General features: G+C 69.8%; 11 protein-coding genes. 9 read left to right on the forward strand and 2 right to left on the reverse strand.

Features of this window, described 5'->3' with window-relative positions:
- Positions 1 to 238: 238 nt before the first annotated feature.
- On the reverse strand, positions 239 to 1,906 hold the full coding sequence (locus C7416_RS25600) for a ShlB/FhaC/HecB family hemolysin secretion/activation protein (protein ID WP_111521481.1): 1,668 nt from the start codon (positions 1,904 to 1,906) through the stop codon (positions 239 to 241).
- Between the two features lie 178 nt (positions 1,907 to 2,084).
- Entirely contained in the window at positions 2,085 to 3,671 is a 1,587-nt protein-coding gene (locus C7416_RS25605) for a collagen-like triple helix repeat-containing protein (RefSeq protein WP_111521482.1), read from the reverse strand.
- Positions 3,672 to 4,361: 690 nt separating this feature from the next.
- Between C7416_RS25605 and C7416_RS25610 the strand changes: the two genes are divergently transcribed.
- The 9 genes from C7416_RS25610 (at position 4,362) to C7416_RS25650 (ending at position 13,129) form a co-directional block, all read left to right on the forward strand.
- Complete coding sequence (locus C7416_RS25610) at positions 4,362 to 5,561, forward strand: collagen-like triple helix repeat-containing protein (RefSeq protein WP_111521483.1); 1,200 nt, start codon at positions 4,362 to 4,364, stop codon at positions 5,559 to 5,561.
- A 375-nt stretch (positions 5,562 to 5,936) separates the two neighbouring features.
- Positions 5,937 to 6,113 (forward strand): Flp family type IVb pilin, encoded by a 177-nt coding sequence (locus C7416_RS25615; RefSeq protein WP_012355044.1) that lies wholly within the window; start codon positions 5,937 to 5,939, stop codon positions 6,111 to 6,113.
- A 23-nt stretch (positions 6,114 to 6,136) separates the two neighbouring features.
- Positions 6,137 to 6,610 (forward strand): A24 family peptidase, encoded by a 474-nt coding sequence (locus C7416_RS25620; protein ID WP_111521484.1) that lies wholly within the window; start codon positions 6,137 to 6,139, stop codon positions 6,608 to 6,610.
- A 72-nt stretch (positions 6,611 to 6,682) separates the two neighbouring features.
- A complete protein-coding gene (locus C7416_RS25625) occupies positions 6,683 to 7,159 on the forward strand; it encodes a TadE/TadG family type IV pilus assembly protein (protein ID WP_111521485.1) in 477 nt (158 codons plus the stop codon).
- A 43-nt stretch (positions 7,160 to 7,202) separates the two neighbouring features.
- Positions 7,203 to 8,153 carry a Flp pilus assembly protein CpaB gene (cpaB, locus tag C7416_RS25630; RefSeq protein WP_111521486.1) on the forward strand — a complete coding sequence of 317 codons (951 nt, stop codon included), beginning with the start codon at positions 7,203 to 7,205 and terminating at the stop codon, positions 8,151 to 8,153.
- Positions 8,154 to 8,172: 19 nt separating this feature from the next.
- Complete coding sequence (locus C7416_RS25635) at positions 8,173 to 9,585, forward strand: type II and III secretion system protein family protein (RefSeq protein ID WP_111521487.1); 1,413 nt, start codon at positions 8,173 to 8,175, stop codon at positions 9,583 to 9,585.
- A 47-nt stretch (positions 9,586 to 9,632) separates the two neighbouring features.
- Positions 9,633 to 10,892 carry a CpaE/TadZ family protein gene (locus tag C7416_RS25640; RefSeq protein ID WP_111521488.1) on the forward strand — a complete coding sequence of 420 codons (1,260 nt, stop codon included), beginning with the start codon at positions 9,633 to 9,635 and terminating at the stop codon, positions 10,890 to 10,892.
- Between the two features lies 1 nt (position 10,893).
- Positions 10,894 to 12,210: a TadA family conjugal transfer-associated ATPase gene (locus C7416_RS25645; protein WP_111521489.1), complete on the forward strand. Its 1,317-nt coding sequence runs from the start codon at positions 10,894 to 10,896 to the stop codon at positions 12,208 to 12,210.
- Complete coding sequence (locus C7416_RS25650; RefSeq protein ID WP_025582895.1) at positions 12,203 to 13,129, forward strand: type II secretion system F family protein; 927 nt, start codon at positions 12,203 to 12,205, stop codon at positions 13,127 to 13,129. Before C7416_RS25645 ends, C7416_RS25650 begins: the two co-directional genes overlap by 8 nt.
- Positions 13,130 to 13,151 lie beyond the last annotated feature (22 nt).

Genomic DNA, 13,151 nt, shown 5'->3' on the forward strand with positions numbered 1-13,151 from the left:
GTTATGACTGCCGAATACTGCACTTTGACCTCTCGTATCGCAAAACTAAACAATAATGAGAAGGATTATCATTTGGTTACGATTGACTGGTCAAGATTGACAATTGCGTACATGACAAAAATGTTGCGGAGTTGCGGCACGTAACTCGCTGCGTTGCGCCGCCAAAAAAAATCGGCCGGCGCTGAACTGCCGCCGGCCGTGCAGGGAACCTTGGAAAACCAGGACTTAGGGCCGGGCCTCAGTCGAACTGGTAGGAATAGATCATGTTGATGCGCGGCGAGCGGCGGCTGGCGTTGGTCGGCTTGTCGCCGACCGGCTGCGCCAGCGACAGGTCCAGCGTGTAGTAGCGCCGGTCCGAGAAGCGCGCCCCCAGCGCCACCGACGACAGGCTGCGGTGCGACAGCGACACGCTGTTCGAATACACGCGCGCCACGTCGGCGGACACATAGGGCTGGATCGTGCGCAGGTAGGTCAGGTCCGGCAGGAACAGCCGGCTGATCTCCGCCGACGCGCCCCAGCCCTTGTCGCCCGCGACTTCGCCGGCGGGGTAGCCCAGGCCGAAGAAGCGTCCGCCAAAGCTGATCTGCTCGCCCGAAGCCAGCCGGTCGCCGCTGTACTGGCCGGCGGCGGCCAGGGTCAGGCCAAAGCCCGCGGGCAGGTCCTTCGATTGCGACAGCAGCAGCCGCGTGCGGAAGAAGCTGAGGTCGTTGTTGTTGTTCTGGCGGCTCGCGCCCAGCGCATCGAAGCCCTTGTACAGGCCCAGCGTGGCGTTGCGGCTGACGCCTTCGCCGCGTTGCAGATAGGTCAGCTCCGCCGTGGCCACGCGCACGTTGGTGCCGAGCGTCACGCGCGTGCCGGTGGCGGTATGGGTATAGCGCTCGAACTGGTCGGCGCCGTAGACGCCGCCGGTCAGCGTCAGCGTATGCGCGTTGGACAGCAGCAGCGGATAGCTCAGGGTGCCGCCGATGCGCTTGGTGTCGTTGACATAGCGCGGGTTGAAGCCGATCGGCGCCAGCGTCGCGTTCTGCGGCACGCCGCGGTAGTGCGAGGCATTGAGCCGCGCCACCATGCCTTCGGTGCCGAGCGGCTGCGCATAGCTGGCGGCATAGTATTCCTCGCTGTCGCGGCCCTTGGGAAACAGCGCCGACACCGAGATCTGCTCGCCCAGCGGGGTCAGGCTGTTGGTGGTGGCCGTGGCGATGGCGCGCAGGCCTGGCGACATGTATTCGATGCCGGTGCCGAAGGTGAAGGGCTTGCGCTTGACCTCGAGCACCATCTCGCAGGCGCCGTCGGTGGTGGTCGGTGGTTGCACCGTCGCCGCCACCTGCAGCCCGGGCTGCAGCGCCAGCGCGTTGACGTAGTGCTCGAAGCGGTCCTGGCGCAGCGGGCGGTCCTGCTGCAGCTTCTCGGCGATGGCGCGCAGGCGGCGTTCGGCCGGGCCCGCCTTGCCGGTCACCGTTACCTTGGCGACGTAGCCTTCCACCACCGAGACCAGCACATCGCCGTTGGCAAAGTCCTGCGCGGGCACGAACGCGAACGACAGCGGGTAGCCGCGCTCCTTGTACATCTGCGTCACCGCATTGGCGGCTTCCAGCAGCTGCGCCACCGTGATCTCGCGGTTGGCCAGCGGCTGGAACTGCGCGGCTACTTCGTCGAACGGCAGCGTTTTCGCGCCCTCGATGCGAAAGCGCCGCGGCGTCAGGCGCGCGTTGAGCAGGTCCTGCATGGCGGGCTGCGGCCGCTCGACCTGCACGGTCACGCGGCTGTCGGGCCGGGCCGGCGCAATCTTGGGAAGCGTCTGGGTTGGATCGCCCTGGACCGGGCTGCGCGGATCGGCCTGGACCAGGCCGTGATGGAACGCGCCGACGCCGACCAGCAGCGCGGCAACGCGATGACGTGCACGCATGGCAAAACCCCTGTAAGAAACACTGCGGCTATTGACGTCGCGTGCCACCGGCGTGGGGATTGCCGCTACCCCCGGGCGCCTGCTGGCCGATATTGCCGGTCAGCGCGTGGCCGCTACGTTGAATCAGGTGAGCACCGCTGCCCGCGATCGCGATCGCCGGGCAGCGGCCAAGGCAGGATTACTTCTGGCCGAGCGCGCCGGTCAGGCCGCCGAGCAGACCGCCGACCAGGCCACCGATGGGCCCGGTGGTCGAGCCCTTGGTGGTGGTGCTGCCCGCGGTGGTGGCGCCGCCGGTCACGGCGGAGACGACATTGGTGACCGGTGCCAGCGGACTGGTGGAGCCAGTGCCGCTGGTTGCGCCGCCAACGCTGCCGACCACGCCACCGACGACGCCATTCACCACGCCGCTCACCGCGCCGGTGACCGGTGCCAGCGGCGTGCTGGCCGTGGCGGAGGCCAGGCCGCCGGTGACGGTGCTGACCAGGCTGGTGACGGGCGCCAGCGGCGAACCACCGGTACCGCCAGTGGCGCTGCCCAGGCCGCCCACCGCGCCACTGACCAGCGACGTGACCGGAGCCAGCGGCGTGTTGGCGGTGGCGGCGGTCAGCCCGCCGGTGACGCTGCCGACCAGGCCGGTGACAGGCGCCAGCGGCGAACCCGTGCCGCCGGCGCCTGCCCCGCCTGTCAGCCCCCCCGCCAGCGTGGTAACCGGTGCCAGTACCGGACCCAGCGCGCCCAGCCCGCCGCCGCTGGCAGGGCCGTTGACCGCGCCGCCGAGCGAGGCCACCGTGGTGCCGGTGGCGTTGACCACACCGCCGACGCCCGCGACCACCGGCGTGTTGGTCTGTTGCAGCCTGGTGCCGGCGGTGGCCAGCGCGCCGCCCACGGTCGCGAGCAGGCTGCTGGTCGGCGCGCTCAGGCCGGTGGCCGCGCCCAGTGACTGTGTGGTGCTGGTCAGTTGCGAGGTGATCGGCACGATCAGCTTGCTGGTGGTGATGGTCACCTGCTCGACCGCGCCGCTCGACAACACCGAGGTCAGCGTCCCGCCGGTGTTGCTCACGGTATTGCCGAGCGTGCCGACCACCGCGCCCAGCGGCGAAGTCAGCGGCGCCAGCGGTGCCAGCTGGCCGGTGCCCAGGCCGCTCACCGCAGTGCCGGCGCTGGTCACCGCCTTGCCCAGCTCGGTCACCACGTTGCCGGTGCTGGCGACGGTGGTGCCGACCGGGTTGGTCGAATTGGGCATGCTGCCCAGGCCGGATTGCAGGCCCGTGGCCAGCGCGCCGACGGCATCGCCGGTCGAGGCCACCACGCCGCCCAGCCCGCTTTGGGTCTGGCCCGGCACCAGCGGCAGGTTGGCATTGCCAAGCTGGTTGCCAAGGTCGGTGACAGCGCTGCCCGTATTGCCCAGCACCGTGCCGGCGTTGTTGATCACCGTCGCGGTCGGGGTCAGCGCGGTGGGCGTCTCGCCACCGCCGGTATTGCCACCGTTGTTGCCGCCGGTGTTGCCACCATTGCCACCACCGGTTCCGCCGCTGCCGCCACCGGTGCCGCCCGTGCCCCCGGTGCTGCCACCGGCCAGGTCGGTGCCGCCACCCGTGCCGCCGGTGCCTCCGTTGTTGCCGCCATTGGTACCGCCGTTGGTACCCCCATTCGTGCCAGCGGTATCGCTGGTGCCCATCGACGTCGATCCGCTGCCGCTGGCGCAGCCGCCCAGGGCCAGCAGGGTTGCGAGGAGTGCCGTTACGGCGAGTTGTTGTTTGCGCATGGTCTCTGTTCCTTCATTCCCGTCGTTTCAATCGCTCGGCCGCGCAACGCGTTTGTCTGCTGCGTGCGGCGGTGACGGTGATGGCGCAATCGGTATGCCAGCCCTTTGGCGTGCTACCGCACAGACCCCGCCGAAGTCGGGGGTGATGCCCGCCAGGCCTTGCGGCATGCGGCCTGCGTGCTGTTCGCGGCAAGCGCCGCGAGACCTGGCGGCACATGGGCGGGGAGGGCGTGGCGCGTTACGCGTTACGTAACGTGTGTCGTGCGCGGGGAACAAAACAGCGCGGGCAAGGCGGCGCGCAACCGGCTGTTGCGCGCCCTCCGCGCTGCCGTTGCGTGTTCCCGCTTGTCCGGAACACGTTACGTAGCACGTAACACGTCCGCACCCCGCAGCGATGCTGCGCGCGCGTGCTTCGCGGCCACCTCGATTCGCCCTGCAAGCCGCGCTGCGCAAGGCCTGCAAGCGGCTCGCCGGTCTGTGCGCCGGTCCACCTTGCCGCGCTGGCACGCGCCTTGCCATTTGCTCTCCCGACGCGCCGACGATTTCGCGTGCCACCGTGTTGCCATGACTGATGGGGATGGCAGGCAGGTGCCACAAAGCGGGACACCGGGGGGGCTCGTCGGCATTCCATGCGGTTCACAAGAAAAGACGGCCCGGCAGCGCCGTGGCCAACCAGACAGGAGAAGGACAATGAAGACCAAGCATCCCGCACCGCTATCCATGACCTCGCTGGCTGCGGCCGGCATGGCCGCCCTTGCCTTGCTGATGTCGGGCTGCTCGTCGAGCGGCGGCGGCAGCGGCGCCAATCCGCAGCCCAGCGGCGGTGGCGCCGATACGCCGGTCACGCCGCCGCCGCCGGCCGCAGCCCAGACCACGCCGACCGGCAAGGTCACCGAAGGCGCGGGCAACACCGTGGTGTCGGCAGGCAATGCCGTCAGCGAGATCGGCAGGTCGATCCAGGACGCACCGCTGCCGTTGCTGCCCACCGACGCACGCAAGGGCGCGGGCGGCGTGGTGGTCAATGCAGGTGAAGCAGTCGGCGCGCTCGGCGCCGGCGTGCGCGACGGGCTCGGGCAGATGGGCTCGGTCGACAACCCGGTCGGCGTGACCGTGTCCAGCACCGGCAACGTGGTGCGCGAAGTGGGCGACGCCGTGGTCAGCGGCGGCGCGCTGGTGAAGGGCCTGGGCACCGAGAAGCTGGCGCCGCTGGCACCGCTGACCACGCCGGTGGGCGGCCTGGTCAAGAAGGTCGGCACGGTGGTGCAAGGCGGCGGCGACAAGCTGCAGACGGTGCTGTCCGATGGCGCCGTCGCACAGGTCACCAACTCGCTCAGCAAGGTCATCGTGCCGCTGACCAGCAAGGTCACCGACGGCACCCAGACGCTGGGCGCCGCCACGCGCCTCGGCGCTCCTGTCGACGGTCTGCTCTACAAGGTCGGCAATACGGTGGCCACGGGCGGCAGCATGCTCAGCAATACGCAGGCCCCGGTGGTCTCACCGCTTGGCGGCGTGGTGACCGAGGCCGGCAAGACCGTTGCCGCGGTCGGCGTGCTGGTCAACGGCAATGGCCAGACCGGCGGCAACCCGCTGGGGGGCTTGTTGAATAACCTGCCGCTGGCCGGTGCCGGCAACGGCCAGGGCGGCGATGGCGGCCACGGCGGCAATGCGCTCGGCGGCCTGCTCGGCAGCCTGCCGCTGGTCAAGCCCGGCAGCGGCGATGGCGGTGCCGGTGGCGGCGGTGCGCTGGGCCCGGTCGGTGCGCTGCTGGCGCCGGTCACGGGTCTGGTCGGCGGCATCAAGAGCGGTGTCGGCGGCAGCGCCGGTGGCGGCTCTGGCGGTGGCGACGGCAAGCCGCAACTGCCGATCCTGGGCGGACTGCTCCACCACTGAAATGTCTCAACCCGCATAGGTGTTTTCACGGTGCGCTGTCGCTCATCACCCCGTCGCAGCGCATCTTTTTATTCCACCTGGCCGCGCGGCTGAAATGCCGGCATGGCCAGGCTGCGGGCCGGTTTACGCCGGCCCGCATGCTCTTTAACAAGCTGCGATCCGGGGCGTGCCGGGTCGTTTCAAACGGGTGCTTTAACCCCTTCGGGTCATTACTATCACCCGAGGGAGGGGTATGGTTGAGACATACCATGTCTTATAAAAAAAGCGCAGCAAGCGTGAAAAGTCGATAAAAGAGCGGGCCACAGAGCACCGTGATAATCGAACGGGGGAAGCGTGATCGCGGCATCATCAGATCACTCGGGAGTGTCAAAAATCATGAAACGACTCATTGCACGCTTTATTAAAGATGAGCGCGGGGCGACGGCTATTGAATATGGGCTGATCGTGGGACTCATTGCCCTTGGGCTTACTGTCGGCGCCGGCAAGCTTGGTGACGAACTCAACCTGAGTTACGAACGACTATCGGTCAAAATTTCGGGCTGGTTTAAGTAACTGGTCGAAAGCAGAAGACCGTCGTGATTGCCGCGCTCCTCTGCGCGGCGACCCTCTACACAGACTTCGCTTACCGGCGGGTTCCGAATCTCCTGCTGGCGATCGCCGTGCTGGCCCTCGGGCTGGCACTGATCGCCGGACAGGCTACGGAACCGCCGCTGGCCGCGCGCCTGACCGGCGCGGGGCTGGGTCTTGCCGTCACCTTACCGGTCTACGCCCTCGGGCGCATGGCCGCGGGCGATGTCAAGTTCCTGACGGTGGCGGGGTTGTTCACCGGTCCGCAAGGGCTGGTGGTGGCATGGGTCGTCGGCAGCCTGCTCGGGCTGGTGCACGCGCTGCTGGCGCTGGCACTGGCGCGCCGCACGCCGGCCGCGGATCACGCTTTGCATTCCCAGGACCAGTCCCTTCCAACGGCGCAGTTTTCGCCGGCGCGCGGCATCCCGTATGCGGCGTACCTGGCCGTGGGGGTGCTGTTCTGGATGGCTGCAGGCCAATAGCCCGAATGGCTTGAGGCCAGCAGGCCGCGCCGCCGGTCGGCGCGGCGGAACACCAAGAGACCGGGGTTTCAGATGTTGCTGCACGCAAGGGTCAACAGGAAAACCAGCCGGCGCCGCCACGGTGCCGGCAGCGCCGCGATCGAATTTGCCATCGTGGCGCCGGTGCTGGTCACCATCGTGATCGGCATCGTCTATTACGGCGTGATGCTGGCGCTGCAGCAGGTGCTGACGCTGGCCGCCGAGGAAGGCGCACGCGCCGCGCTGCGCTATCCCGCAGGGGTTTCCGGCACCAGCCTTGCAGCCACGCAGCAGGCACGTGTCGATGCCGCGGCCGCGATGGCGCGCGGCACCTTGCCCGCATCCATTCGTGACCTGATTCCCGCCGCCGGCGTCGCCGCGGCCGTGCCGTGCGCGGCCGGCTCGGCCGACGTCTGCGTGCAGGTCACGCTGACCCTGACCACCACCAACATCATGCCCGCGGTGCCGATGGTGCCGCTGCCGGCCGCGCTGTCGGGTTCGGCCATGGTCCAGCTCTCTCCCGATATCTGATGCGCATGACCAACTGCCCCATGCCCGAACCAAGGATTTCCGCATGACCAGCAAGCAGATCCGATTACTGGCCATCGTGCTGCTGGGCCTGGCCCTGCTGCTGGCGCTGCTGGCGTGGCAGGTGGGACGCCAGCCGGCCCAGCCCGAGACATCGGCAGGCGCCAGGCCGCTGCACCCCGTGGTGGTCACCACGCGCCCCGCGGAAGCCGGCAAGCCCCTCGATGCCGAGGCGCTCAAGGTGGAGATGCTGCCGATCGATCCCGCCGGCGCCTACCGCGACGTGGCGCGCGTGACCGGGCAGGTGCCGCTGGTGGCGCTGGGCGCCAATGTGCCGGTGCTGGAAAGCCAGCTGCTGTCCGGCCTGGCCGCACAGGTGCCGGAAGGCGAGCGCGCGGTGGCGGTGTCGGTCGATGAAGTCATCGGCGTCGGCAACCAGGTGCAGCCGGGCGACTATGTCGATGTATTCCTGGTGCTGCGGCGCGACCAGCAGGAAATCCCCGACAGCCAGGCGCGCATGCTGCTGTCGCGCCTGCGCGTGCTGGCCTACGGCGTGGCCTCGGTCAACCGGCCGCAGGCGGTCAAGCCGGAACAGATGATGGCACGCCAGGAAGGCGCCAAGACCGCGGTGCTGTCGGTGCCGCTGGAGCAGGTCAGCCGGCTGGCGATGGCGCAGCAGTCCGGGCGCCTGATGTTGGCGCTGCGCAATCCGCAGGACGAAGCCATGCCGAGCGACGGCATGTTTGCCGAGCCGCCGCCCGCGCTCGCCGCACGCGCCGGCGCCCCCGCCGACGCAGCGCGCGCCGCCACCGACAAGGCCACCGCCGGCGTGCTGTTGTCCGGGCTGGCCGCCAGCAACGGCGCGCCGGCTGCGCGCGCACCGGCGGCAGCGCCGGCGCCGCGGCCGCTGCAGGTGGCCGCGCCGCCGGCGCCGGCACAAGCCAGGGAACGCGCTGGCGTGGAAGTGATCCGCGCCGGCAAGCGCGACATCGAATAAGAACGTGGGCGCCCATCGCATGCCAATCCAGAACACACCCGCCCATGCCGTGACGCTGCGCCGCCGGCTGATGCAGCTCACGCTTGCCGCCATCATCGCCACCACCGCATGGTGCGCGCTGGCGCCGCGCGCGCAGGCGCAGGACGCCGCCACCGCGCGGCAGTTGCGCCTGATGGCCGGCGCGCAGAAGGAACTGCGCAGCGCGCAGCCGGTCGAGCGCGTCGCCGTGGGCAACCCCGCGGTGGCCGATGCGCTGATCCTGCGCACCCGCGGCGCGCCCAGCGTGCTGCTGGTGGCCAAGCAGCCTGGCGTGACCGACGTGATGGTGTGGACGCGCGGCAGCGCCGAGCCGCAGAGCTACAGCGTGCAGGTCGATGCCATCGCGCCCGATGCCAACGGCGCGCAGCTGGGCTACTCGGCCGCCGGCGCCACCATCACCGGGCAGTCGCCCGACGCCTATGGCGCCGCGCGCGCGCAGGCGGCGGCGCGTGCGGCCACCGCGGGCAAGACCGACGGCAAGCCGGGCCTGGTGGTGGACCGCTCCACCGTGCCGCTGAGCGGCACCGTGCAGGTCGACGTCAAGGTGGTGGAGATCAGCAAGACCGTGCTCAAGGAAGTCGGCATCAACTTCTTCCGCAACAACTCCGGGTTCGCCTTCGGCACGTTCTCGCCGTCGACGCTGAACAAGTTCACCTTCACGCCGGGTAGCGGCGGCGCGCCCGGCAGCTTCAGCGCCGATATCGCGTCGCCGATGAGCAATGCCTTCAACCTGGTGGCGGCGTCGCTCACGCACGGCATCTTCGCCAACATCAGCCTGCTGGAAGCCAACGGCCTGGCGCGCGTGCTGGCCGAGCCCAGCCTGGTGGCGCTGTCGGGGCAGAGCGCCAGCTTCCTCGCCGGCGGCGAGATCCCGATCCCGGTGCCGCAGGCGTTGGGCACCACCACGATCCAGTTCAAGCCGTTCGGCATCGGGCTGACGGTGTCGCCCACGGTGCTGTCGGCCGACCGCATTGCGCTGAAGGTGGCGCCCGAGGCCAGCGACCTCGACCCGTCGCGCGGCATCTCGATCAACGGCGCGGTGGTGCCGGCCATCGTCACGCGCCGCGCCGACACCACGGTCGAGCTGGGCGATGGAGAAAGCTTCGTGATCGGCGGGCTGGTCAGCCGCAACACCGTCAGCAACGTCAACAAGGTGCCGGTGCTGGGCGACCTGCCGGTGATCGGCGTGTTCTTCAAGAACCTGAATTTCCACCAGGAGGACCGTGAGCTGATGATCGTCGTCACGCCGCGCCTGGTGAAGCCGATGGCGAAGAACGCGCCGGCGGCGCAGGCCGTCGGGGCCGATGGCCGCACCAGTGCCAGCCCCAATGTGTGGGGCTGGTATGTGATGGGTGAGTACGCGGACCCGACTTTGCCGGGTTTCTCGAAATAGCCGCCGGCCATGCCGGCTGGCATGGCCAACAGCTTTGAGGCGGAGAGATGGACTATTTTCTGTTGCACGCAACGCAGGGCGAAGTCAGGGACTGGCTGGGGAAGGTCATCGGCGCGCTCGGCACGCTGGTAGCCGATGGCGGCGCCCAGGAAGGCTTTATCGAGCGCGTCTCCGAGCTGCGCCCGGGCCTGGTGTTCCTGCATTTCTCGGCGGAACTCGCGGCGCCGTCGGCGCGGCTGGCCGAGCAGCTGCAGCGGCTGTTCCCCGGCCTGCCGCTGGTGGCCGTGGGCCATGCCGGCGAGCCCGGCGTGATGCTGGCCGCGCTGCGCGCGGGCGTAAAGGACTTCATCGACCTGCGCGACGCGCCGGCCGAAGCCGAGGCCGTGGTCAAGCGCCTGGCGGTACCGGGCGAGCAGGTGCGTCCGGCCGAGGCTGCGCGCCAGGGCAAGATCGTCGCGCTGCTGGGTGCGCGCGCCGGCGTGGGCGTGACCAGCCTGGCGGTCAACCTGGCCGCGGCGGCGCGCCGCCACCTGCCGCGCCACGCCAAGACCGATGCCCGCGCCGAAGTGCTGCTGACCGACCTGGGCCTGCCGGCGCGCGACGGCGCGCTCTACCTGAACCTGAGCCCGGGCTTCCATTTCGTCGAGGCGGTGCGCAACCTGCGCCGCTTCGACCAGGTCTTCGTGCAGACCGCGCTGACGCGCCACGGCAACGGCGTATGCGTGCTGCCGCTGCCGGCCGCGCTGAGCGAGCTGCGCGACATCTCGTACGCCGATGCGATTGGCCTGCTCGAGCGCCTGCGCGCGTTCTTCGACCTGCAGATCGTCGACCTGGGCGGCTTCGGCAATGCCGAGTTCACCGCGCAGATCGTCAAGGCCGCCGACAGCGTGGTGCTGGTGGCGGACCAGAGCGTGGGCGCGATCGTGTCGGCGGCGGAGCTGGTGCATGAACTGCGCGCGCGCGAAGTCGAGCGCGACGACCTGCACCTGCTGGTGTCGCGCTTCGACGCGCGCCTCGGCGTCGATGCCGCGCAGATCGCGCGGCGCGTGGGCGTGGAGTCGGTGGCGACGCTGCCGGACAGCCGCGAGGCGCTGGTGCTGGCGATGAACCGCGGCGCGGTGCTGGCCGACGACGACCCGCACTGCCCCTATGTGCGCGCGCTGGCCGAGCTGCTGGCACGGCTGGGCTACCGCACCGCCGCGGCCAGGGACGCCACGCTGCTGGCGCGGATCAAGGACAAACTGCCCGGGGCGCTGCGCGCAGCGCTGGTAGCGCGCGGCGCGCGCACGGCTCGCACTGGAAGCTGACATGACCCAAGCGATCGAATTCTCCGATAACGCCCCCGCACCGTTCCCGGTGTCGCAGGAGTTCCACAACATCAAGGAAGCCGCGCACGAGCACCTGCTGACGCGCATCGAAGAACTGGGCGCCGAGTTCGGGCGCTGGTCGCGCACCGCGATCCAGCGCTTCGTCGACCTGGAGCTGGAGAGCTTTACGCGGCTGCGGCGCATTCCCATCAACGAGGCCGAGCTGCGCCAGATCGCCGAGGCGCTGACCAAGGAGCTGGCCGGTTTCGGCCCGATCGAGGACCTGCTCAACGATCCCGCGGTCGAAGACATCCTGGTCAACGGCCACCTGGACGTGTACGTGTCGCGCCATGGCGTGCTCGAACGCATCCCGGTGCGCTTTGCCGACAGCGGCCACCTGCTGCGCATCGTGCGCCGCATCCTGGCGCCGATCGGCCGGCGCCTGGACGAGTCCAACCCGATGGTCGACGCGCGCCTGCCCGACGGCGGCCGCATCAACGTGGTGATCCCGCCGCTGGCGCTGGAAGGCCCGGTGGTGTCGATCCGCAAGTTCCGCAAGGACCCGATGACGCCCGCCGACCTGCAGGCGCTGGGCACCATGAGCCCCGAGATCTGCGACCTGCTGCAGGCCGCGGTGCAGGCGCGCTGCAATATCCTGGTGAGCGGCGGCACCAGCTCCGGCAAGACCTCGCTGCTCAATGCGCTGGCCACCTTCGTGCCGCCTACCGAGCGCGTCATTACCATCGAGGATACCGCCGAGCTGGCGCTGAACCATCCACACGTGGTGCGGCTGGAAAGCCGTCCTGGCGGCTTCGAGGGCACCGGCGTAGTGTCGATCCGCGACTTGCTGCGCAACAGCCTGCGCATGCGCCCGGACCGCATCATCGTCGGCGAAGTGCGCGGCGGCGAGGTGCTGGAAATGCTGCAGGCCATGAGCACCGGCCACGACGGCTCGATGGGCACCATCCACGCCAGCAGCCCGCGCGAATGCCTGTACCGGCTCGAGATGCTGGCCGGCTTCGCCGGCTTCCAGGGCAGCGAGATGAGCCTGCGGCGCCAGATCGCCAACGCGATCGACTTCATCGTGCAGATCGCGCGGCTGTCCAACGGCAAGCGCCGCATCGTCTCGATCACCGAGGTCACCGGCCTGGGCGACAACATCATCTCGACCCAGGAGCTGTACCGGCACGAGCCGTTCGTCAACCCCGACGGCACCGAGACCGACCGCTGGCTGTCGCTGGGCCTGCTGCCGCATTCGCCGAAGCTGGCGCGCATGCGCGCCCCGGGCTTCATGCTGGATGACCGCTTCGATGTCTAGCGCCACGCTGCTGCTCGCCGCGCTCGCCCTGGTCATCACCGGCCTGGGGCTGCTGCTGCTCGCCGGCGCGCAGTCGCGCGCGCGCCGCGAACAGCAGCAGGCGTTCCTGCAGGCGCAGACCGAGCAGGTGCGGATGCGCTACACGCAGGCGCCCGACCCGTCCCTGCAGCTGCCGGCGCGCGACCTGCGCCGGCGCTGGGACGACTTTCTGCGCCGCGCCGACCTGGCGCCGACGCGCCGCACTGCGCTGCTGTGGCTGTCTCCGCTGGTGCTGTGCACGCTCGCCGGTGCGGTGGCGGGGCAATGGCTGGGCGCGGTGTCGGCGCTGGTCGTGGCGCTCGCGGTGACGGCGTGCGCGGCCTGGCACCGCGTGCGCCGGCTGCACAAGAAGCTGCTGTCGCAGCTGCCCGGCTTCCTGGATGGCGTGGTGCGGCTGATGACCATCGGCAGCAGCGTGCCGGCCGCGTTCCAGAATTCCATCGCCAATACCGAGGCCCCGCTGCGCCAGTGCCTGGTGCAGGCGGTGCACCTGCAGCGCGCCGGCAAGGAGCTGGACCAGGCGGTGCTGCAGGTGGGGCGCGCCTACAAGGTCGAGGAACTGGTGCTGGTTGCTTCGGTGCTGCGCCTGTCGGTGCGCTACGGTGGCCGCGCCGACGTGGTGATGGAGCGCACCGCCACCTTCATGCGCGACCGCGAGCAGGCGCAGCGCGAGCTGATGGCGCTGTCGGCCGAGACCCGGCTGTCGGCCTGGGTGCTGGGCCTGCTGCCGCTGGTGGTGGCCGGCGGCCTGTTCACGCTGAACGCGGGCTACATCCTGATGATGTGGAAGGACCCCACCGGCAAGACCATGCTGCTGTCGGCCGCGGCGCTGGAAGTCGCCGGGGCGCTGATGCTGTACCGGCTGGCCAAGTCGATCTGAAGGCAACGATGACATCGCCCCC

The sequence above is a fragment of the Cupriavidus phytorum genome (assembly GCF_003254285.1).
In the GTDB taxonomy this organism is placed as follows: domain Bacteria; phylum Pseudomonadota; class Gammaproteobacteria; order Burkholderiales; family Burkholderiaceae; genus Cupriavidus; species Cupriavidus phytorum.